The sequence below is a fragment of the Methanothrix sp. genome (genome assembly GCF_016706325.1).
Classification (GTDB): domain Archaea; phylum Halobacteriota; class Methanosarcinia; order Methanotrichales; family Methanotrichaceae; genus Methanothrix.
This window is the reverse complement of record NZ_JADJJX010000001.1, coordinates 266,240-288,208: the sequence shown is the minus strand read 5'-3', so window position 1 is coordinate 288,208 and position 21,969 is coordinate 266,240. Positions and strand designations below refer to the sequence as shown.

Annotated in this window: 21 protein-coding genes; 11 read left to right on the top strand and 10 right to left on the bottom strand. The window is 53.0% G+C overall.

The window, feature by feature from the left end; translation table 11 throughout:
* Window positions 1–17: 17 nt before the first annotated feature.
* The 6 genes from IPI63_RS01485 (at window position 18) to IPI63_RS01460 (ending at window position 6,461) form a co-directional block, all read left to right on the top strand.
* Complete coding sequence (locus IPI63_RS01485) at window positions 18–1,202, top strand: homocitrate synthase family protein (RefSeq protein ID WP_292476241.1); 1,185 nt, start codon at window positions 18–20, stop codon at window positions 1,200–1,202.
* Between the two features lie 109 nt (window positions 1,203–1,311).
* Window positions 1,312–2,364 (top strand): glucose-1-phosphate thymidylyltransferase, encoded by a 1,053-nt coding sequence (locus tag IPI63_RS01480; protein ID WP_292476239.1) that lies wholly within the window; start codon window positions 1,312–1,314, stop codon window positions 2,362–2,364.
* Window positions 2,365–2,369: 5 nt separating this feature from the next.
* Window positions 2,370–3,371 (top strand): dTDP-glucose 4,6-dehydratase, encoded by a 1,002-nt coding sequence (rfbB, locus tag IPI63_RS01475; RefSeq protein ID WP_292476237.1) that lies wholly within the window; start codon window positions 2,370–2,372, stop codon window positions 3,369–3,371.
* A gap of 12 nt (window positions 3,372–3,383) precedes the next feature.
* Window positions 3,384–4,262 carry a dTDP-4-dehydrorhamnose reductase gene (gene rfbD, locus IPI63_RS01470; RefSeq protein WP_292476235.1) on the top strand — a complete coding sequence of 293 codons (879 nt, stop codon included), beginning with the start codon at window positions 3,384–3,386 and terminating at the stop codon, window positions 4,260–4,262.
* A 228-nt stretch (window positions 4,263–4,490) separates the two neighbouring features.
* Entirely contained in the window at window positions 4,491–4,988 is a 498-nt protein-coding gene (locus IPI63_RS01465) for a dTDP-4-dehydrorhamnose 3,5-epimerase family protein (protein ID WP_366850841.1), read from the top strand.
* A gap of 6 nt (window positions 4,989–4,994) precedes the next feature.
* Window positions 4,995–6,461 carry an oligosaccharide flippase family protein gene (locus IPI63_RS01460; RefSeq protein ID WP_292476232.1) on the top strand — a complete coding sequence of 489 codons (1,467 nt, stop codon included), beginning with the start codon at window positions 4,995–4,997 and terminating at the stop codon, window positions 6,459–6,461.
* A 4-nt stretch (window positions 6,462–6,465) separates the two neighbouring features.
* Here IPI63_RS01460 and IPI63_RS01455 read toward each other — a convergent pair whose 3' ends face one another.
* Entirely contained in the window at window positions 6,466–6,630 is a 165-nt protein-coding gene (locus IPI63_RS01455) for a hypothetical protein (RefSeq protein WP_292476230.1), read from the bottom strand.
* A gap of 184 nt (window positions 6,631–6,814) precedes the next feature.
* Here IPI63_RS01455 and IPI63_RS01450 point away from each other — a divergent pair, with 184 nt between their 5' ends.
* Genes IPI63_RS01450 through IPI63_RS01440 form a run of 3 tightly spaced genes read left to right on the top strand, consistent with a single transcriptional unit; the run spans window position 6,815 to window position 8,737 of the window.
* A complete protein-coding gene (locus tag IPI63_RS01450; RefSeq protein ID WP_292476228.1) occupies window positions 6,815–7,483 on the top strand; it encodes a class I SAM-dependent methyltransferase in 669 nt (222 codons plus the stop codon).
* On the top strand, window positions 7,438–7,755 hold the full coding sequence (locus IPI63_RS01445; protein ID WP_292476226.1) for a hypothetical protein: 318 nt from the start codon (window positions 7,438–7,440) through the stop codon (window positions 7,753–7,755). The genes IPI63_RS01450 and IPI63_RS01445 overlap by 46 nt, the downstream gene beginning before the upstream one ends.
* The gene (locus IPI63_RS01440) at window positions 7,745–8,737 is read left to right on the top strand and encodes a glycosyltransferase (RefSeq protein WP_292476224.1); all 993 of its coding nucleotides are present in this window, start codon (window positions 7,745–7,747) and stop codon (window positions 8,735–8,737) included. The genes IPI63_RS01445 and IPI63_RS01440 overlap by 11 nt, the downstream gene beginning before the upstream one ends.
* A gap of 7 nt (window positions 8,738–8,744) precedes the next feature.
* Here the strand turns inward: IPI63_RS01440 and IPI63_RS01435 are convergent, their stop codons facing one another.
* From IPI63_RS01435 to IPI63_RS01425, 3 genes are all read right to left on the bottom strand, one after another.
* The gene (locus tag IPI63_RS01435; RefSeq protein WP_292476222.1) at window positions 8,745–9,668 is read right to left on the bottom strand and encodes a glycosyltransferase family 4 protein; all 924 of its coding nucleotides are present in this window, start codon (window positions 9,666–9,668) and stop codon (window positions 8,745–8,747) included.
* A 107-nt stretch (window positions 9,669–9,775) separates the two neighbouring features.
* Window positions 9,776–10,663, bottom strand: a complete 888-nt coding sequence (locus IPI63_RS01430; protein ID WP_292476220.1) for a glycosyltransferase family 4 protein — start codon at window positions 10,661–10,663, stop codon at window positions 9,776–9,778.
* Window positions 10,664–10,987: 324 nt separating this feature from the next.
* Window positions 10,988–12,115, bottom strand: coding sequence for a glycosyltransferase (locus IPI63_RS01425; RefSeq protein ID WP_292476219.1), 1,128 nt, complete (start codon window positions 12,113–12,115; stop codon window positions 10,988–10,990).
* A gap of 123 nt (window positions 12,116–12,238) precedes the next feature.
* Here IPI63_RS01425 and glmU point away from each other — a divergent pair, with 123 nt between their 5' ends.
* Entirely contained in the window at window positions 12,239–13,468 is a 1,230-nt protein-coding gene (gene glmU / locus IPI63_RS01420) for a bifunctional sugar-1-phosphate nucleotidylyltransferase/acetyltransferase (protein ID WP_292476218.1), read from the top strand.
* Window positions 13,468–15,273, top strand: coding sequence for a glutamine--fructose-6-phosphate transaminase (isomerizing) (gene glmS / locus IPI63_RS01415; RefSeq protein ID WP_292476217.1), 1,806 nt, complete (start codon window positions 13,468–13,470; stop codon window positions 15,271–15,273). Before glmU ends, glmS begins: the two co-directional genes overlap by 1 nt.
* 124 nt (window positions 15,274–15,397) lie before the next feature.
* Here glmS and IPI63_RS01410 read toward each other — a convergent pair whose 3' ends face one another.
* The 6 genes from IPI63_RS01410 to IPI63_RS01385 form a co-directional block, all read right to left on the bottom strand.
* Entirely contained in the window at window positions 15,398–16,393 is a 996-nt protein-coding gene (locus IPI63_RS01410) for a glycosyltransferase (RefSeq protein ID WP_292476216.1), read from the bottom strand.
* Window positions 16,390–17,466: a non-hydrolyzing UDP-N-acetylglucosamine 2-epimerase gene (wecB, locus tag IPI63_RS01405; RefSeq protein WP_366850839.1), complete on the bottom strand. Its 1,077-nt coding sequence runs from the start codon at window positions 17,464–17,466 to the stop codon at window positions 16,390–16,392. Before wecB ends, IPI63_RS01410 begins: the two co-directional genes overlap by 4 nt.
* A 100-nt stretch (window positions 17,467–17,566) precedes the next feature.
* A complete protein-coding gene (locus IPI63_RS01400) occupies window positions 17,567–18,769 on the bottom strand; it encodes a nucleotide sugar dehydrogenase (protein ID WP_292476212.1) in 1,203 nt (400 codons plus the stop codon).
* 80 nt (window positions 18,770–18,849) lie between these two features.
* A complete protein-coding gene (locus IPI63_RS01395; protein WP_366850837.1) occupies window positions 18,850–19,392 on the bottom strand; it encodes an acyltransferase in 543 nt (180 codons plus the stop codon).
* Window positions 19,393–19,582: 190 nt separating this feature from the next.
* Window positions 19,583–20,524 carry a Gfo/Idh/MocA family protein gene (locus IPI63_RS01390; RefSeq protein ID WP_292476209.1) on the bottom strand — a complete coding sequence of 314 codons (942 nt, stop codon included), beginning with the start codon at window positions 20,522–20,524 and terminating at the stop codon, window positions 19,583–19,585.
* Window positions 20,525–20,527: 3 nt separating this feature from the next.
* On the bottom strand, window positions 20,528–21,628 hold the full coding sequence (locus tag IPI63_RS01385; protein WP_292476207.1) for a DegT/DnrJ/EryC1/StrS aminotransferase family protein: 1,101 nt from the start codon (window positions 21,626–21,628) through the stop codon (window positions 20,528–20,530).
* Window positions 21,629–21,969 lie beyond the last annotated feature (341 nt).

Here is a 21,969-nt window from a genome sequence, read left to right as displayed (position 1 = left end):
CATCAATTGACCACATTATGCAAGACTACTCCCTGAACCAATTTCTCCGTTTGGCCGGAACTCCGCCTCTGGATATAGAGGTCTGCGATGTAACTTTACGCGATGGGGAGCAGATGCCAGGAGTGGTCTTCAAGGCCGATGAGAAGCTGGATATCGCCATCCGGCTGGACGAGATCGGAGTGGAGGTCATCGAGGCAGGCTTTCCCGTAGTCTCGTCTGCAGAGATGAACGCCGTGAAAGAGGTCTGCAACCTGGGGCTTAAAGCCAAGATCTCCGCCCTATCCCGGTCGGTCAAGAATGATGTCGACGTTGCCATGAGCTGCGGCGTGGACATGATCAGCGTCTTCATCGCCACCTCAGACCTGCATCTGAAGCACAAGCTCCATATGAGCTGCCCTGAGGCCATAGCCTGCGCCCTACAGACAGTGGAGTATGCCAAGGAGCACGGCCTGATAGTGCGATTCTCAGCGGAGGATGCAACACGCACTGATTTTGAGACCCTGAGAAAGCTGTACAAGAAGGCTGAGGAGTACAATGCCGATTACGTGAGCGTAGCGGACACTGTGGGCATCATGAACCCCCGTACAACCTACTATATGATCAGCGAGCTTCGCAAGACCATCAAGACTCCCATCTGCATGCACTGTCATGATGATATGGGGCTGGCCCTGGCCAATACCCTGGCCGGTGCAGAGGCGGGGGCAAGGCAGTTGCACACCACAGTAAATGGAATCGGTGAGCGCAGCGGCAATACCCCCCTGGAGGAGCTGCTGATATCTCTGCGGATGCACTACAATATCGACAGCTATGATCTGACCAAGATAAAGGATCTCTCCCAGTTGGTCGAGACCTACTCCGGCGTCCCCCTGGCCAAGAATAAGGCGGTGGTGGGAACCAATGCCTTCTCTCATGAGTCGGGGATCCATGTGGCAGCAGTCCTGGAGGAGCCCAGGACCTACGAGCTCTACTCTCCGGAGATGGTGGGGGCAGCAAGGCACATAATCATCGGCAAGCATACGGGAGTCAAAGCCCTGAAATATATCACCCAGAGGATGGGCTACTACCTCAAGGATAAGGAGCTGGAGGAGCTGTCCGAGAGGGTGAAGATGTGCAGCGAGTACAAGCATACCATCAACTGCGAGGAGCTGCGAAAACTGATACTCAATATGGAGAACATCGAGGTCATATATCCCGGACCCTGAAGATCTCTTTTTTCCATCAACCCTCTCGCCAGATCGAAGAGTATATCTTATCGTCAGGCCTACACCGGGCCCATGGATGCAGAGTCGAGGGCTCTTTGAGGGGTGAACTGTGAAGGCGCTCATACTTTCAGGCGGCTCAGGGACGAGGCTGAGGCCTCTGACCTATTCGCAGCAAAAACAGCTGATTCCCGTGGCCAACAGGCCGGTTCTATTCTATGCCATAGAGGATGTGATTGAGGCCGGGGCGGAGGAGATAGGCATAATCCTGGGGCCGAACAAGGAGCAGGTCATAGAGACCGTCCGCTCAGTAGACTGGCCGGTCCCCATCCGGTTCATATATCAAGGCGAGCCCAAAGGGCTTGCCCATACCATCCTGGTGGCGGAGGATTTCCTGGATGAGGATTTTGTTATGTACCTGGGGGACAATATCCTCCGAGACGGCATAGTCAATCATGAGAAGCGCTTTCGGGCTATGAAGAGCAGTGCGAGCGTTCTGCTCACCCCGGTAGACGATCCCCAGCGCTTCGGGGTGGCTGACCTGAACCCGGACGGGAGCATCAGAAGGCTGGTGGAAAAGCCGAAAGAACCACCCTCAAATTTTGCCCTGGTGGGGGTATACTTCTTCACCCCAACGATCATCCAGGCCTGCAAGTCCATCACCCCCTCCTGGAGGAATGAGCTGGAGATCACCGATGCCATTCAGTGGCTGATTGAGCACGGCTATAAGGTGGATGCCTCCTTTGTGGAGGGATGGTGGAAGGACACCGGAAAGCCAGAGGATATCTTCGATGCCAACCGCCTGATCCTGGATGACATCGATGGAAGGTGCGAGGGAGAGGTGGAGGAGTCCAGGATCCTGGGACGGGTGGTGATGGAGAAGGGAGCCAGAATCATAAGGTCGGTGGTGAAGGGCCCCTGTATCATTGGGGAGAGGAGCACGATATCCGATTCCTACATCGGCCCTTACACCTCCATTGGCATCGGCTGTCGGATATCCGGCACTGAGATCGAGGACTCGATCGTCATGGATGAGAGCAGCATTCTCAATGCCGGAAAGGTGGTAGAGAGCCTGATCGGCAGAAATGTCAGGATCAGGGAATGCGATAGTCTGCCCAGAGGAAGCCGGCTGATTGTGGGCGACAACTCAGATATATCGCTGTGATGGCCATGAATCTTCTTGTTACCGGAGGGCTTGGCTTCATAGGCAGCAACTTCATCCGCCTGATCTTGAGCCGAGATGAGGACTGCAGGATCCTGAACCTGGATGCCCTGCACTTCGGCTCCAACATGCAGAATCTAGCTGACTTCGCAGATGACTGCAGATACACCTTCTGTCAGCGGGATATAACCGATCGCGCTCTCCTGGCCAGGCTGGTGGACAAGGCGGACATGGTGGTGAACTTCGCTGCCGAGACCCATGTGGACCGGTCCATCTCCCATCCCGACTCCTTCCTGCAGAGCAACGTCATCGGGGTCTACACGCTGCTGGAGGCGATAAGAGCTCATAACCCCTCTGCCAGGTATGTCCAGATCTCAACTGACGAGGTCTACGGGGATATCCTCACCGGCTCGTTCACTGAGGAGTCGACATTGAGGCCCTCCTCGCCTTACTCTGCCAGCAAGGCAGCAGGGGACGTATTCGTCCTGGCCTATGCCCGAACCTACGGCCTGGAGGCGGTGATCACCCGCTGCACCAATAACTACGGGCCGTACCAGTTTCCAGAGAAGCTGATTCCCAAGACCATAATAAGGGCCCGAGAGGGGCTAAAGATCCCCATTTACGGCACAGGAGAGAATGTGAGAGACTGGATCTATGTACGAGATCACTGCCTGGCAATAGAAGAGGTGCTCAGGAGGGGCAGAAAAGGGCAGATCTATAATATCTCTGCCGGAGAGGAGAGGACCAATCTGTTTATCGCTAGATTCATTCTGGAGCTGCTGGGCAGGGGCGAGGATCAGATCGAGTTTGTGGAGGACCGGCCGGGCCACGATGCCCGCTACAGCCTGGACTCATCCCTGGTGAGAGAGGAGCTGGGCTGGAGGCCGGAGCAGAGCTTCGAGGAAGGTCTGAGGATGACTGTGGAATGGTATCTGAACAACCCCGATTGGTACCGGCCGTTGATAGATGATTCCATATTGAGCGCCACCCCCTGGCGGGTGCAGTGGTAGGAGCGGTATTTCATGAAGATCTTTATAACCGGGGGCAGCGGCCTGGCAGGAAGCAGGCTGGCAGAGATGGCATTGGCCAGAGGAGATGAGGTATTAAGCGGATATGCTCATAACCGGCCGGCCTGCGGGAGGGGGGTCAGGCTCGATCTGCTCGATCCAGATGGCATTCACGATATCATCGAAAGGACAAGACCGGATGCAATTGTGCATAGCGCAGCCCTCACCGATGTGGATCGATGTGAAAGGGAGAAGGATCTGGCCTTCAAGATTAATGTGGAAGGAACGAGGGCGGTAGCAGAGGGGGCGAGGGCTGCGGGCTCCTTCCTGGTCTACGTATCCACTGATTATGTCTTCGATGGCCGGCGGGGGCTGTACCGGGAGGGTGATCAGACGGGCCCGGTCAGCTATTACGGCCTCTCCAAGCTCTTGGGGGAGGAGCTCTCTTTGGATCAGGGGTGTGTTGCCAGAACCTGCGTCATCTATGGCCGCCGGCCAGCCAGCGGCAAGGTCAACTTCGCCCTGTGGATCTTGAACTCCCTGGGGTCGGGCAAAGAGATCAGCGTGGTCACAGACCAGTTCATCACCCCTACATTGAACAGCAACCTGGCGGCTATGCTGCTGGAGGCGGCGGACAGGCAGCTATCCGGGATCTATCATCTATCCGGGGCCAGCAGGGTGTCAAGATATGATTTTGCCTGCCAGCTGGCCGATACATTTGAGCTTGATAGCAGACTGATCCTTCCCTCCCGCATGAGCGATCTTGACTGGCTGGCGGAAAGGCCGAAGGACTCGTCCCTCGATACCAGCAAAGCCAGGCAGATGCTGAAGAATGGGCCTTTGCCATTGAACGATTCCCTGCAACTGCTCAAGAAGGAGATCATTGAGGGATGAAGGGTGTGGGAAGATTGCTGAAAGATGAATGATGAGAGATGAATGATGAGAGATGAATGATGAGAGATGAATGATGAGAGATGAATGATGAAAGATGAATGATGAAAGATGAATGATGAAAGATGAATAATGAGAGATGAAGCGGGTGAGATGCACAAAGACAGGGCTTAAAAAGGAAAAGATCATAGAAATAGCCAAAAAGCCCTGAAAAAATGATGAGGTCGTATGATGCTGCCCGGAATTGTGGTAAAACCATTGAAGCGATTTGCCGATGAGCGCGGATTTTTCACTGAGATCATGAGGACGGACTGGAGGGATGTCATCCAGGACGATATTGTGCAGGCCAATATGTCTCTGAGCTATCCGGGCATGGTAAGGGCCTGGCACCGGCATGAAAGGGGACAGGTGGATCATTTCCTTGTAGTTCGAGGCGCGCTGAAGATCTGCGCCTATGATGATGAGAGCTCTGAGCTGGATGAGGTCATATCCGCTGGAGAGAATCCCCAACTGGTCCGGATTCCAGGTCATTACTGGCATGGCTTCAAGGTGGTGGGCAACGAGCAGGCCACTCTGATCTACTTCGTCAACCGGCTGTATGACTATTCGAGCCCTGATGAGGAGAGGAGGCCCTGGGATGATCAGACCATTATCCCGGAGACGATCAATGGCAAGAGGGATGATCGCTGCGGGAGAGCCTGGGACTGGTTTCTGCCTGCCTTTAAGTGATCTGCAGTGAATACCATTCAGAGGATAGCTAAGAATACAATCTTTTTAGCTTCCTCAAATATCATTGGATTTATATTCAGTTTCTTCTTTTTGGTTTATACCACCCGTTATCTGGGGTCGGAAGGTTACGGACTTCTCTCTTTTGCCATCGCCTTCGCCTCGATCTCCATCTTTTTAGCGGACATGGGAATCACCTCTGTCATCGTCAGGGATGTGGCCAGAGATAGGTCGAAGACGGCAACCTATATTGGAAACTCCATACTGATCAAGCTCGTCCTGGCAGCGATCACCATCCTGGCCACAGCAGCCATAGGCTTCATCCTGGGCTATCCTTTCTCCACCATGAAGATAGTAATGGTGATCCTTCTCTCTCTCATTGTGGTCTCTTTCTCCGGCATCATCAGCTCAGTCATATCTGCCTATGAGATCATGGAGTATATCTCCATAGGCACCGTAATATATAATTCAATCATGCTCACCTTTGCTCTCCTGGCCATCGGTTTGGAGGTGGATGTCTACGGCTTTGCTTATGTATACCTGCTATCGAGCTTCTTCTCGCTGGGCTATTATGCCCTTGTGTCCCTGAGAAGGTTCCCCCGCCCCAGGTGGGATATAGATCTAGATCTTTGGAAATACATTATAAGGGAGGCTATCCCCTTCGGCCTCTCATCGGTTTTTGTGAGGGTGTACTATTATGTCGACACCGTTATGATATCTCTGCTGATATTGAATCCCAACGAGGTCATGGGATGGTACAATGCAGCATACAGGATGGTGATCATCCTCTCCTTCATACCGGTGACCTTCTTGGGATCGCTATACCCCATCATGTCCAAGCTCTATGTCTCCTCAGATAAGTATCTGGGGTTCATGTATGAGCGCTCTTTCAAGTATCTGATGATTCTGGCCATTCCCATTGGAGTGGGGACGACGGTATTGGGTGAGGATTTGATCTCTCTTGTCTATGGCCCGGACTTCGCACCCTCAGCCATTGCTCTCCGGATCTTGATCTGGTCTGAGGTCTTGATCTTCATTAATTCTTCTTTTGGATATCTGTTCAACTCCATAAACCGCCAGATGATCGTGGCAAAGCAGACCATGCTGGCGGCAGGCTTCAATATAATCTTGAATCTGTTCCTGATACCCCAGTATAGCTATATAGGGGCGAGCAGTGCAACTGTGGCCACACAGCTCCTATCATTCTTCTTCCTGCTGCACTTCGCCTCAAAAGAGGGCTATGGGCTTCCAAAAGATATGGCCTTCTCCTTTATCAAGATCTCAATAGCCTGTTTGATAATGACTCATTTAATCGGGGTGCTTGATGGCCTTTCCATACCGCTTTTGATAGCTATATCTGCTGCCATATATTTCATTTTGATATTTTTGTTTAGAGTGATCGATGACGTCGATATCCAGATGGCAAAGCAGCTTATAGGCGGATTTAAGGCACCTGGCGGAGAGGGCGGAGATTAATTCTTTATGCCTCGATAATGCCCGATACGATCATTCCCGATACGATCATTCCCGATACGATCATTCCCGATACGATCATACCCGATACGATCATTCCCGATACGATCATACCCGATACGATCATGCCAGATACGATCATGCCAGATACGATCATGCCAGATACGATCATGCCAGATACGATCATGCTCGATAAGATAAGGGCATGATCTTTCCGTAAGTTAGTTTCGGCAAGATATATATCTCATGATATGATGTAGACATAGATTTAAATGCAGACTGATTCTATCTATCGATTCTTGAAACTTAAATGCATAAGATCAAGACGGATATGGAATAGATACTGCCATCCACATTTGGATCCTGCCATTTATCAGGATTGCCTGAAGGGCAAGAGAGGAATCGAGATCGGTGGACCTTCAGTGCTCTTCAGCGATGCCCTTCCATTGTATGATGTGGTCGATGAGATCGATTGCATAAATCATAGCGATGAGACGATCTGGTTCAATAGAATGGCTGAGCCAGCTGCCAGGCGGCGCTTTGCGCATGAGTATGTCTGTGATGCTGTTGATTTAAACATGATTTCAGATGAGTCATATGACTTTCTCTTATCCTCCCACTGCTTAGAACACATAGCCAATCCGCTGAGGGCCCTGGCGGAATGGATGAGGATATTGAAGCATGGGGCATATCTCTTGATCATTGTGCCCGACAAGAGGCTCACCTTCGATCATCTCCGCCCGGTTACGCCATTCCGCCATATACTGAATGACTTTGAGCAGAATACAGGAGAGGATGATCTGAGCCACCTTCCGGAGGTGGTCAGGCTGCATGATGCAAAGCTGGATCTGCTGAGCAAGGAACTGGGCTCTGACTGGTCAGACAATCTCCACACCCGGCGGATGCATCATCACGTCTTTGACAGGGAGCTTCTCGTGCAGATGGCCGACTATTCAGGCCTGAAGGCGGTTAGACTGGATTGGATGAATCCTTATCATATCATCATGCTGGCAAAGAAGGCCTGACAACAAGAAAGCAAGAAAGGAAGCAAGAAGGGAAGCAAGAAGGGAAGCAAGAAGGGAAGCAAGAAAGGAAGCAAGAAGGGAAGCAAGAAAGGAAGCAAGAAAGGAAGCAAGAAGGGAAGCAAGAAGGGAAGCAAGAAGGGAAGCAAGAAGGGAAGCAAGAAGGGAAGCAAGAAAGGAAGGCAAGAAAGGAAGGCAAGAAGGGAAGGCAAGAAAGAATAACGAGGCTGATCAACAAGAAAATGCTATTTGCGGGATACATTCATGGCTACTGATCCATTGGTGTCAATAATCACACCCACATATAATCATGAGAAGTTCATCGCACAGTGTCTGGAGAGCGTCTTATCCCAGAGATATCCTGCCTGGGAGCAGATAGTAGTTGATGATGGATCAAGCGATCGAACAGGGGAGATCATATCTCAATACAATGATGAGAGAATTAAATATATCTACCAAAATAATAAAGGCATAATGAGGCTTGCTGAGAGCTACAATATGGCCCTTCAGATTTCAAAGGGTGAATATATAGCCGTCCTTGAGGGCGATGACATGTGGCCTCCTGATAAGTTGAAGATTCAGATAGATGCCATGAGGAAGAGCGATGCCATCCTGAGCTGGGGGAGGGCAGAGGTGATCGGCGAGAGGGGCGATCTTCTGGCTGTTCTCCCCGATAATATGGAGGCCTTTATGAATCTGTCCTGGGAGCAGCAGCTGTGCAACTTGCTCATCGCCAATCCCATGCATTCCTGCACCATTGTCTGCAGAAGGGATGCATTGCAGTCCATTGGCGGATTCAAGCAGCTCGAAGGCCTTCCTTACGTAGACGGATCGACATGGCTGGAGCTGAGTCTGATCGGCAATTTCTTGCCCATAAATGCTGTTTTGGGCTGCTATCGGAGGCATGATAATCAGATATCATCGGCCATGAAAAGCTCAATGATAAGGGCAGGCCTCTATTCAGTTGAATTTTTTAAAAATATCCCTGCAGATGTCAGGGCTTCTCTGCTCGATGAGGACTCTGATATCGCTGCCAGGATGGACCGGAAGGCAAAGGAGATCGATTACTATCTGGGGAGGGCCTACCTGAGGGAGGGAAGGTGGTCTGATGCTCGAAGACATCTCTTAAAAGCCATCCGGGAGGAGAATCTCCTCTCCATCAAGGCGAAGGCCATCCTGGGGATCTTATGCGGCCTGCTGAGGAGGGATCTGGAGGGAGCAGCCTCTCTTCTTGATAGGAGGATCGGCCCGCATTGATGGGGATTCAGTGCCCTCCATCCGGTCCGGCCTTTATCAACTCATTCATTGTCCTGATCAATCCATCCTCTCTTCTCTTCTCCGGAAATAGCTCGACTATCCTCTCTCTGGCTCTGCTGCCCCTATCACCCCGATCCTGCAGGGCTTTTCTGATGGCCTCTGCCGCCGCCACAGGCTCTCCATAGGGCACAATGAAGCCAGTATCTCCTATGGCTGTGGGTATGCCATTGCGATCAGTGCCCACAGGAATGCACTCACAGAGCATCGCTTCGCATAAGGCATTGGGCAGCCCTTCCCGCATGGAGAGCTGGCAGTAGATCATAGCCCTCTGATAGGAGCGGATCAGCTCGTCCTGGGAGATATGTCCAGTGAACTGGACGTTCTCGGGGGCCATCTCCTTGAGCCTCAATAATGCCTCCCCATCGATGCCTACCACCCTGAAGCAGATCTGGGGCAGGTGTTTTGCCGATTCTACAAAGACATCAATGCCTTTGATCTGAACTCTCTCCCAGCTCTCGCCCATGGCAACTGTCAGCACCTGAGGTTCCTTCTCTCCCTGGGGATGGAACTCAAGGCTGTTGAATCCTGTAGGAAGATATTCTATATTATGCCCATTGACCCCGGCATTTTTTATAGCATCATCCTTTAAAGAAGGATCAACCACCAGCACCCTGTCAGCATGATGCAGGGCAAGCTTGGTCAACAGCCTCCTTGTCCAGCTCTGAGTGAATCGGCCGTAGTTTATCTCAGGGATACAGGCGACATCAAAGCCGCCGACAACGATTATGCTCTTTTTTCCCAGGAGCTTTGCGAGGAGGACTGTTGCCGCTGCATGCCCTCCGGCAAACCATATCACGGCCAGGTCACAGTCCATCATCGCCCTCAACAGCCTTGTGGCGGATTCAGATGAAGAGAAGTTGATCGCTTTCACTGTGTGGTTGCGGGATAGTATATCATAATCTCTTTGAATGAAGGAGGAGAGATGGCCATAGTAAACAAGGACTATATCTATTTTTATCCCTCATCAGTATTTTAACATCAGCGGCTCAGCCCCTCCAGCAAAGATCGCAATTCTTGCTCTCTCTTTTTGAGGCTGAACTTCTCTTCCACCCGTTCTCTCGCCTTCAGCCCTCTTTTCGAGGATAAAGCCTTTTCTATCGCCTCTGCAGTGGCTCTGATATTGTCATAAGGAACATAATAGCCCGTATCACCTACAACCTCCGGCAATGCCCCTCGCTCTGTTACCACAGGGGCACATCCGCAGGCCATGGCCTCCACCAGCGCCATCCCAAAGGACTCCCGGTAAGAGAGCTGACAGTAGACCTTGGCTTTCTGATAATGGGCCAATAGCTCCTCTTGAGTCTCATATCCAGAGAGCAGGACGTTTTCCGCCGCCTTGGATTGCAGCTCTTCTCGGTCTGCCTCGGAGAGGCCTACAACCAAAAACCTCACCCCTGGAAGCAGGGCAGCAGCTCCTATGAAAGAATTCAGGCCCTTGAGCCTTATCACCCGGCCAGAACTGGAGGCCACAGTCATCACCAGGTCTTCTTTCTCTCCCTGTGGCCGGAATTCGTCTGTATCAATGCCTGGATAGAGGAGTTGAATCCTCTTCGGTCTCACCCTGGCCAGGACCTCTGATCTGGTAAATTCGGATACAGAAAGAATGATATCCGCATTTCTCAGCACAATGTCTGCATACATTCTCTTATGCTTGGGCAGGGTATACTGCCCGTAGTCGATCTCCGGCTCATAGGCCACATCATAGCCTCCAGCAACTACTGCCGACCTCTTCCCCATGATCTTACAGAGCAGAACAGCAGCAAATGAGTGTCCGGAAGCAAACCAGGAGAACGTAAGATCTGATCGCCAGATCGGCACTATCATCCTGATTGCATCGCAGGGATTTTTATAACCGATCCTCTCCACCTGAAAATGCCTGGATAGGGATGCACAATCATGCTCAACAAACGATGATTGTGGATAGTATAAAAATAAAATTTTCATACATGTCCATTATTCATACATGTCCATTATTCATACATGTCCATTATTCATACATGTCCATTATTCATATTAGCTAAATATATCAATTCATCATATATTTCATTATGTTCATCCATCACATAAATCGATTATATTAACCCATTAATTTAACCCATTAATAATCCATCATTCAACCAATTATATTCATTTATCACTCTTTCATTCATTTATATTCATCCGCCACTCATGTCGCACATTCGCATTATATTATTTTAATGCTGCATTTAACAGGACCTTTTCATAATCACTGGATATGACTCTCCAGTCATACCTCTCAGCCAGAGACCGGAACCTCTCTGTAGCTCTTCTCATCATCATTATCCTCCCCACCTGCTCGATGAAGCTCTCCACGTCGTCATAATAATATATCTTATCCCCAAGCAGCCTCTCCAGTGAGACCATCCGGCTGGACAGGACCGGCCGCCCGCAGGCCAGGTAGTTGAAGACCTTTCCCCCAGCGGCATACTCGTTCTTCTTCATCATCTTCAGGGGATTCAGGCCGATGTCCATGGCGCTGATGTACCTGGAAAGCTCGTTATAGGGCACAGCTCCAGTGAATACCACTCGTTCTGCCACCCCCAGATCCTCTGCCATCCTCTTTATCCCCTCGCCATAATCGGTAAAGAGCCCCGGTCCCACCACCAGGAGGGTGGCATTCAGGTGCGGCAGGGCTGCTATCACCATCTCCAGGTCCACCCAGTGCTCCAGAGAGCCGACATAGCCTAAGACAGTGCCCCTAAGCCCAAGAGAGCTCTTGGACTCGGACATGGACAGTGGTTGCAGGGTGCGGCTGTCCACCCCATTGGGTATCACAGCAATATCCTTGACCCCCACCCCCAGCAGATACTCTCTGAGCTCTCGGGTTACAGTTATGACGGATCGGGCATGGCGGAGGTTGAATCTGGTGATTTGGCCCACTACATACTTGACGATCTCCCCCAGGGCAGAGCCAGGATAATAGATCGATGCCGACTCTTCCAGGTGATCGAGATAGTCGAAGACTATTGGCTTTCGGGAGAGGTTGGCGGCCAGGGAGGGCAGAACATTGGTGGATAAAATGACCTCAATCCCTTTTTCTTTCACTATCCTCCTGATCTTCCAGATATGATAGGGAAAGTTCAGGATGTAATAGAGGGAGGGATCAAAGACCTCTATCCAGCTTGCTCCCAACAGCCGGCAGTTCGTCCCCCGCTCTTCCATATTGCGAAACCTCTTCAGATCAAAGTGCAGTACATAGACCTCATGCCTCTCTGCCAGAATATCGAAGATGAAGTTCAGACGGTTGGGAACGGGATGCCTGATCCAGTCGGTGGTGGGAATAACCAGTACCTTCATTTTTTGCCCTCTTATCCGGGCTCCTATAAAAGCCTGGGCTTTCTCATTGCCCCTCATTATTATCCATATCTATTTTTTAAATATGATTGACCGAAAAGATCTAAAGCCATACAGGACTTATACATGGATTTAAGGACTCTGGCTGTGATGGATTTGAAGGGAGTTATACTGGCGGCAGGTGAAGGCCGCAGATGCAGACCGCTTACCCAGACCCGATCCAAGGTCATGCTTCCAGTAGGCAACCGGCCTTTTATGGAATATGTTATTCGCGCGCTGGCAGCAAACGATATCAAGGAAATCTATGTGGTGGTAGGCTATCAGAAAGAGAGAGTTATGGACTACTTCGAGGACGGCATAGACTTCGATGTCAATATCACCTACATTGAGCAGAATGAGCTTTTAGGTACGGCCCATGCCCTGCTCAAGGTCAAGCCTTATGTGGACGAGGAGTTCCTGGTGGTGAATGGGGACAACCTCATCGATAAGAGGGCAATTGCCGAGCTGGTCATGGCTGAGGGAGAGAATGTGATACTGTCTGCCCTCCGCCGCCATTCAGGAGATTACGGGGTCCTGATCATTGACAATGGGCTGGTAAAGGAGATAATCGAAAAGCCTGGACGGCCCTGCTCGGGAATCCTGAATACAGGGGCCTACAAATTCACCCCCGAGGTCTTCGATGCCCTCAAACAGGCTCCAATATCAGAACGGGGGTCCTATGAGCTTCCTGAGACCATCATGCATATGATCCTGGAAGGAGTAGAGGTCAGGCCCCAGATAACCAAGGGGATCTGGGCGGATGCCATATTTGCCTGGGACCTGCTCAATGCCAACAACCTGGCCTTGGGAATGGATGAGCCAAAGATCCTGGGCGGCGTGGAGGAGGGGGCAGTGATCAAGGGTCCGGTGCATGTGGGTGCAGGGAGTATAATCCGCTCCGGGTCCTATCTGGTGGGCCCGATCTCTATTGGTGAGGACTGCGATATCGGTCCCAATGCCGTCATCCTTCCCTCCACCTCAGTGGGCAGCTCGGCCAAAATCGGCCCCCTCACAGAGGTTAGAAATAGCATCTTGATGAACGATGCCCGGATCGGTTCGAGCAGCATAGTCTCAGACTCAGTCATCGGGGCAAGCTGCACCCTCGGTGATCAGGTGGTGGTGGAGACGGGCGACTGTGTGGTGGAGATAGAAGGGCTCTTCCAAAGGGCGGAGTTCGGGGCGATCATTGCCGATGATGTCTCAGCCGGAGCCAGGGTCCTGGCAAGCCCAGGTACAGTGGTGGGCACCAAAGCCTGCATCGGATCAGGTGCGGCAATCAGAGGGATGATAAAGAGAGATAGCAGGGTGATCTGCTGATGTGTGGAATCGTGGCCTACATTGGAGAGGATAAGGCTGGACCGATCCTCTTTGATACCTTGAAGAGGCTGGAGTATCGGGGCTACGACTCCGCCGGAGTGGCTGTTTTATCACAGGGCTCAGTCAAGGTGCTGAAGTCATCTGGGCGGATAGCGGACCTGGAGAAGAGCTACAAGAGAATGGGAAGCCCGGGAGAGGGAATGGGAATAGGCCATACCCGCTGGGCAACGCACGGCCGGCCCAGCGATATAAACGCCCATCCCCATACCTCCGGAGAGATCGCCATAGTCCATAACGGCATCATTGAGAACTATCTGGATCTAAGGGAGCTCCTGGCTGAGATGGGATATGAGTTTCAGTCCGAGACGGACAGTGAGGTCTTGGCCCATCTCATCCACTTCTATTACAAGGAGGACCTCTTTGCTGCCACCCTCAAAGCCCTGGAGAAGGTGGAGGGCTCCTATGCCATAGCAGTGATGGCTGCCAGCTCCCCTTATATCGTCTGCGCCAGGCGGGAGAGCCCTCTGGTATTGGGCAAAGGAAGCTCTTCAGTCTTTGTGGCATCCGATATACCGGCCCTCCTTCCCTATACCCGGGATGTCATCCGATTGAAGGATGGCGATGCCGCCCGCATCTATAAAGATAGAATCGAGATCATCGATCGCTCCGGCAGGCTCTTGGAGGCGGAGGTCGAGCGCATAACCTGGGATGCAGATGCAGCTGAGAAGGGCGGCTACACTCATTTCATGCTCAAGGAGATCCACGAGCAGCCCAGAGCCATCAGGGAGACCATCTCCGGCCGGATCTCAGAGATAGATGGTGATGTAAGGCTCTCCCTGGGGATAAGCGAGGAGGAGATAAGATCCTTGGAGAGGGTGAGCATCATCGCCTGCGGCACCTCATATCACGCCGGTATGCTGGCCAAAAACCTCTTCGTCCGCGCTGCCGGCCTGCCGGTGGATGTGGAGGTGGCCTCTGAGTTCATCAATCTTCAGCTCCGTCCCAGAACCTTGCTCTTGGGGATCACTCAGTCCGGAGAGACCGCTGACACCCTCCTGGCCTTGAAGAAGGCCAAGGCCTGCGGCGGGCGGAGCCTGGCTATAACCAATGTCGTGGGCTCGACGGTGACCGAGCTGGTGGATGGGACCATATTCACCCGTTGCGGCCCGGAGATCGGGGTGGCAGCCACCAAGACCTTCACCTCCCAGCTGGTGGCCATCATCCTCCTCGCCATCCGCCTGGGCAGAGCACGGGGCCATCTGACCCCCGACCAGTCGAGAAAGATGCTGATCGAGCTCAGCAAGCTTCCGGGACTGGTGCAGAGGGTCCTGGAGAAGAGGGAGGAGATCAGGAAGGTCGCCGAGAGGTTCTCTGCTGCCAGCAGCTACTTTTTCATTGGCCGGGACTACCTTTACCCGATATCCTTAGAGGGGGCGCTGAAGATGAAGGAGATCGCCTACATCCCCTCAGAGGGCTATGCCGGCGGGGAGCTCAAGCACGGCCCTTTGGCCCTGATTACTGAGAAGACCCCGGTGGTGGCTCTGGCCACCTGTGGCAAGAAGATCCAGTCCAATATCAAGGAGGTCAGAGCCAGAGGCGCCGAGGTCATCGCCCTGGCCGCGGAAGGAGATCCTGATATCGCCAAGATGGCAAGCCTGGTGATAGAGCTTCCTGAGACCAGGCCCATCTACTCTGCAGTGTTATGTACAGTGGCAGTTCAGCTCCTGGCCTATTATACCGCCAACAAGCTGGGATTGCCCATCGATAAGCCCAGAAACCTGGCCAAATGCGTGACTGTAGAATGAGATCCCGCTGAGAGCAGCAGGGAACCTGGCCTTCGCTGAATTGGGCAGGCTATGTGCTGCAGCGAGATCGGGATCCATGGGCCCTCAGCAGAAAGATGGCAGGGCTCAAGGGGAAGGGATAAGTTCACAGGCTCTCGTAGACCTCACGAATGACCTGATCGTTCATGTCCCAGAATCGATAATCCTCCCTGGACATCGGTTCAGGCTCTCTTGCCAGGTTATCTCTCACCGCCCTCTCCAGATCGCGGGAGGGCACAATCACCAGGTTCTTTCTCTTCTCGATCATAGTCACCCCCGATGCCACCACCACCTTGCCCAGAGCCAGATACTCATTGAGCTTCCAGACGCTCTTATCTGTGGAGTAGGGGGTGAGAGCATTCTCCTCGCGGGGAATCAGGCATAGGCTGGCTTTGCCTAGCAGTGCCGCCACCTTTTCATGAGGCTGCCAGCCCAGATCTATGACGTTTGCCGGCCTTCTCCACAGATAATAGCGGGCGAAGGGGCCGCCGCCTACAATCCAAAACTCCCTCTCTGGAATGGCCCGCGCCAATTCCAGCAGCCTTCCGATTCCCTCCTGGGTGCAGACCCTGCCAATGAATATTATCGGCCCCTTCTCCTGCCGGATGGCATGCTCTCCTCCCTCGATATCGCTGACCTCCTGGCAGAAGGAACGCTGTGGATAGTTGGGGATGATATGGACCCTCTTTCCCGGGGCATACTCTCTCACCTTCTCCTGCAAGGGCTCATTGACAGTGGTGATGATATCAGCCGCTCTTGCCAGCTCCCTTTCGAAGCGCTCGGCAAACAGCTTCCCCGGAGCTTTAAAGGTCTGAGCGAACTCCACCCCCCAGGGGGAGCGGTAGTCGTAGATCAGCCTCTGGTAGCCCTTTCCCCGCAGTCCGGCAAAGCCATGATAGATCACATCCGGGACGTTGAAGATATGAACCACATCCGGCTTTTCCTCCATGACCATCCTCTTCGCCTGACCGGCGATGCTGATCCAGTTCCTTGTGCCGAAGCTGGGGACAACGACCTCATGCCCCTGGGACTGAAGGGTGCCTGTGAACATCCTCAGCCTGGTGGTCCTCTCCGGCTGGTTGGCCAAAAGCAGTATCTTCAAGATCCACCTGGCCCGGCCAGCCCCTCCATCAGGTCAACGATCATGGCACTCGCCCTGCCCTTTCCGAATACATCCTGGCGCTCATGCCTGGGCTGAAATTCCCTGATTGCAGAGGCGATATCCTCCCCCGGAGGGACCAGGATATTCCAGCCATCGTCTACTGTCTCTGTCCATTCTGTGCTCTCTCTCAGGGTTATGCAGGGGATGCCCAATAGATAGGCCTCCTTCTGCACCCCTCCCGAGTCGGTGACGATCTTCTTGGCGTTCTTCTCCAATACAAGCATATCCAGGTAACCCACCGGCTTGATCACCCTGATCTTTCGGCTCACATCTTCCCACAGCCCGAACTCCCTCAGGCACTTCTCAGCTCGGGGATGGCAGGGAAAGACCACATCATCCAGTTCCAGGAGGGCCTGGGCGATTGCCCTCAGATTCTGCGGATCGTCTGTGTTCGATGCCCTGTGGACAGTTGCCAGATAATAATCCCCGATCTCCAGCCCCAGGCTCTCAATGATATGGGACTCGCTCTGGGCAATCCGCTCGCAATCCTTCTGCGCATCCACCATCACATCTCCAGTTAGGTGGACATTCTCTACGATCCCTTCTCTTTTCAGGTTATCGACTGCCGTCTGGGTTGGACAGAGGAGCAGATCGGAACAATGGTCAACCAGCACCCGATTGATCTCTTCGGGCATCCTCTTATCAAAGGACCTCAGCCCGGCCTCGACATGGGCGCACTTGATGTGCAGCTTTGCCGCCGCCAGTCCGCCGGCCAGGGTGGAGTTGGTGTCCCCGAATACTATGACCGCATCCGGCTCCTCCTTCTGCAAGACCTCTTCTATCTTTTTGAGCATCTCGCCAGTCTGAAAAGCATGGCTGCCAGAGCCTATGCCCAGGTGATAGTCAGGCGCTGCTATGCCCATCTGATCGAAGAATATTCTGTCCATCTCATAGTTGTAGTGCTGGCCGGTATGGACTATGACCTCATCGATATCTCGTTCTCTTATCTGCTTTGATACTGGCGCCAGCTTGATGAAATTGGGCCGGGCCCCCACTATGGTTGCTATCTTCATATGATTGGTATTCACATGCTTCTTCATATGATTGGTATTCGTTTGATTTTTCATATGATTAGTATTTGCGTGGCTCCTCATATGATCGGACTTCATATGATCAGTCCTGAGATGCTCTTCCAGGCTCGAAGCTGAGCTGGAAGGGGTCGAAGACCAGGTCAGCCTCGTCTGGATTGATGCTCCTGAAGCCTCTGGCTGCCACCTCTGACTCATCGAGCAGTGGATCGGCCACATAGACATTGAGACCTCTATCGCAGAGAAGCTTTGCCAGCGCCAGGTTTCTGCTGTGATAGAACTCCCGCACACCAGCCCGGAAGGTTATGCCCTTGATGCAGATCTTGATATCAGATAGAGGTTTGTTGATCCTCAGGCATTGCAGCAATATCCTCTCCGCCCAGTAATGGATCATATCATCATTGATGATGCGAGAGGTATGAAGGAGGCGGCATTTGTCGAAGGCCTCCCTCCTTTCCATCTCTTTGATCAAGAACCAGGGATAGACAGGAATGCAGTGTCCCCCTACACCAGTAGAGGGCAGGTGGATGTGACAGAACTGATGGCAGGCCATCTCTCTTGCCTCGAAGAAGTCGACTCCAAGATCCTGGCAGATCTTATAAAGCTCATTGGCGAGGGCGATGTTCACATCCCGGTAGCAGCCCTCCATCACCTTGGTCATCTCCGCCACACTGGCCGATGAGACCAGATGAAGGTTGGAGATGAACTGCCGGTAGAGCTGATATGCCACCAGGCCGCTCTCCTCATCTGCGCCCCCGATCACCTTGGGAAACTCCCTCAGCCGGGAGATGCTGTATCCGGTCATTATCCTCTCCGGGGAGTAGGCCAGGAAGAATTCTCCCTCTGCAAGGCCGCTGCTCTCGCACAGCAGTCTTCTGACCCTTCCCGATGTCGTCCCCGGGGGGAAAGTGGTCTCCAGGACCACCAGATCTCCCTTCTTCAGTATCCGGCCCAAAGACTGCAGGGCCTTATCCATAATCGAGAAATCGGGATGATTGCTCTCGTCCACCAGCAGAGGGACGATCACTATGAAGCTCTTGCATCCTCTGGCATCCTCAAAATCTGTTGTGGCAATGAGGCTCCTCCCTCCGTGTTGGGCTATCAGCTCTCCCAGTCCCTTCTCCTCGGGGATGGGATTTGCTCCCTGGTTTATCTGCCGGCAGCGTTCTTCATTTATGTCCACCCCCAAGACAGCCATGCCTCTGTCGGCGATGACTGCAGCCAGGGGCAGACCGGCATTGCCAAGGCCTATGACTGCTATCTCTGCTCTCTTATCGGATATCTCCATAGTTCATCTCCTTTCTGCCCTTCATCCCCTTCTGCCCTTCTCATTCCCCTTGTATGCCCGCTGTGCCTCATTGCTCTCTTTTATGCCTTCTTTGCGATCTCCACATCCCTTCCGCAGGATGAACATCTATACAGAGTCCTGCTGCCCTCGTCGTGCAGGATCATGTTCAGACGGTGGCCGCAGCGGCAGACCCAACCCCTCTGCCGGCCCGGATTGCCCAGGATCAGGGCATAGGGTGGTACATCCTCAGCCACAACGCTTCCCGCTCCGATCATGGCATACTCGCCTACTGTTATGCCGCATATAATAGTGGCATTGGCCCCGATGCTTGCCCCCCGGCAGATCCTGGTAGCTGAGACGTGCTCTTGGTCCCAGATGAAGGCGCGGGGATATAGGTCGTTGGTGAATGTGGCCGATGGTCCGACAAAGACATCATCCTCGATCCTCACCCCCTGGTAGACGGAGACGAAGTTCTGGATCTTCACATTGTCCCCCACCACTGCACCGGTGTCGATGTAGACGCTCTTGCCGATGTTGCAGTCCCGGCCGATCCTGGAGCCCTGGCGCACATGGGCGAAGTGCCAGATCTTCGTCCCCTCGCCTATTGAATCGCTCTCCACTATGGCTGTGGGATGGGCATAATGGGCAAGAGAGCTGTGCTCAGAAAGGCTCTGAGAGCTATGCTCAGATGAGCCCTGAGAGCTATGCTCAGATGAGCCCTGAGGGCTGTGCTCAGAGGGTGCCTGAGAGCTGCCCTGGGAATCGCCCCGGGAATCCGTCAATCAGACTCCCCCCGGGCGGGAGAGAATGCCGTCACTGCAATCCCTTCTCTGCTTTCAATCCCGATTTCAATCCCGATTTGATCCTCTCGCAGATCTCCAGGTTCTTCAGCCCCTCTTGGGGGGTTACCGGAAAGCTCTTATCCTGCCTTATGCAGTCCAGGAAGGTCTTCAGCTCCACCTTCAGGGGCTCGACCTTAGCCACCAGCACCTTCTCGATGATGTTCTCCTGCAGATATCTCTCACCCTCCACCCGGTATTTCCCCGGTTTTCGGTAGATATATACCTCCTGAGTCATGAAATCGCCCTCGGTGGTGAACTCCTCCGCCTCCACATAGAAGGTGCGAAACTTCTTGGAGGAGAGGCGGCTGGCGGAGATCGAGACCACTGAATCAGAGAAGACCGCCATCGCCTCGCAGACATTGCGGCTGCCGGCGCTGAATATATGATAATCCTCCACCCCTTTGAAGAGGACATTGAAGACGATATCTATATCGTGGATCATGAGATCCTCGACCACCGAGGCATCGGTTATGCGGTTGGAGGTGGGGTTATGCCTCTTGATGGAGACATAGTCCGGCCGCTGAGCGATCTTCTTGATCTCCTCTACAATGGGATTGAACCTCTCGATATGGCCCACCCCCACTGTCAGATCGCTCTTCTCGATCTCTTCCAAGAGCCGCTCTCCCTCCTGTACTGTCAAAGTGATGGGCTTCTCGATCAGGCAGTTGACCCCTGCCTTTACGGCCTCCCTGGCCAGCTCGAAGTGGTAGCGAGTGGGAACGCAGATGCTTACTGCCTCCGCCCTGGCCAAAAGCTCCTCAGAGCTCCTGCAGACGGTGGCGAACTCGCTGGCGCGCTGGGCGTTCTCTTGTACTGGATCGTAGACGTAGACTGTGTCCACTCCCTTCAGCTCAGAGTAGACCCGCACATGGTTTCTTCCCATGGCCCCGACACCTAAAACACCAACGTCCATCGTTCAATCCTCGAAACAATTTAGGGTATCGGCTATATACTCAAGGTCAGAGGCGCTCAACGAGGGGTGGACGGGCAGGCTCATCACCCGGCGGGAGATATCCTCGGATACCGGGCAGATATCCTTGCCCAATCCCATCTCCCGGTAGAGGGGCTGCTCATATACCGCTTTGGGGTAATGGACGGCAGTGGCGATGCCACTGGCCTGGAGGTACTCCATCAGCTTTTCCCTGGAGACGGGAGAGTCATCCTCCACCATGAGGACATATTGATTGTAGACATGGCGTACATCTGCCATCTGGAAGGGCACTCTCAGCCCATCGATCTTGATCGTATTATTCAGAGCCCTGGCATTTTCGATCCTTCTGGCGATAAAGCCCTCCAGCCGCTTGAGCTGGACTGAGCCTATGGCTCCCTGGATGTTGGTCATCCGGTAGTTGTAGCCCAGTGATATGTGGTTGTACTTTCCGCTGTCGCCATGATTTCTGAGCAGACGCAGACGATTCGCCAGGGCGTCATCGTTGGTGGTGATCATGCCGCCCTCGCCGGTGGTCATGTTCTTGGTGGGATAAAAGGAGAAACAGCCGGTTCCAAATGAGCCCACCATCTCATCTTTATATCTCGCACCATGGGCCTGGGCGCAATCCTCCACCAGGGCGATCTTATGATCCTCACAGATCTGGGCCACAGCCTTCAGGTCGATGGGCTGGCCGTAGAGATGGACCCCGATCACTGCCCGGGTGCGGGGTGTGATCTTCTCTGCAAGATCGTCTGGATCGATATTGAATGTCTTCCGGTCCACGTCTGCAAAGACAGGAACTGCACCTTGGTAGAGGATGGCATTGGCTGTGGCAATGAAGGTGAATGCCGGGGAGATGACCTCATCTCCCGCTCTGATGCCAAGGCCCTTCAGGGCCAGGTCCAGGGCGATGGTGCCGTTGCCGACGGCGATGGAATGGTCCACTCCCAGGTACTCGCTGAATTCATCTTCAAAATTCTTGACCTTCTCCCCCTGAGTGAGCATGCCACTCCTCAGCACCTCTCCCACTGCTTCGATCTCCTCTTCGCCCACTGTGGGCTTGGCTATGGAAATAAAATCTCTCATCAAGATCTCCTTGAAAACTCTTCTCTCGCCTGATCTTTATTCGAACTATCAACCTATTTTACTCAACTTATCTTTATTCAATTGATTATTATTCACGTTATCTCTGGCCTGTCCCATCTCTTGCTCATCCTGTCTCTTGCTCATCCTGTCTCTTGCTCATTCTGTCTCTTGCTCATTCTGTCTCTTGCTCATTCTGTCTCTTGCTCATTCTGTCTCTTGCTCATCCTGTCTCTTGCTCATCCTGTCTCTTGCTCATCCCGTCTCTTGCTCATCCCGTCTCTTGCTCGTCCTCACACTTGAAAAGGCTTATCGCTCAAGCTCATTTGATTCATTAATTTCAT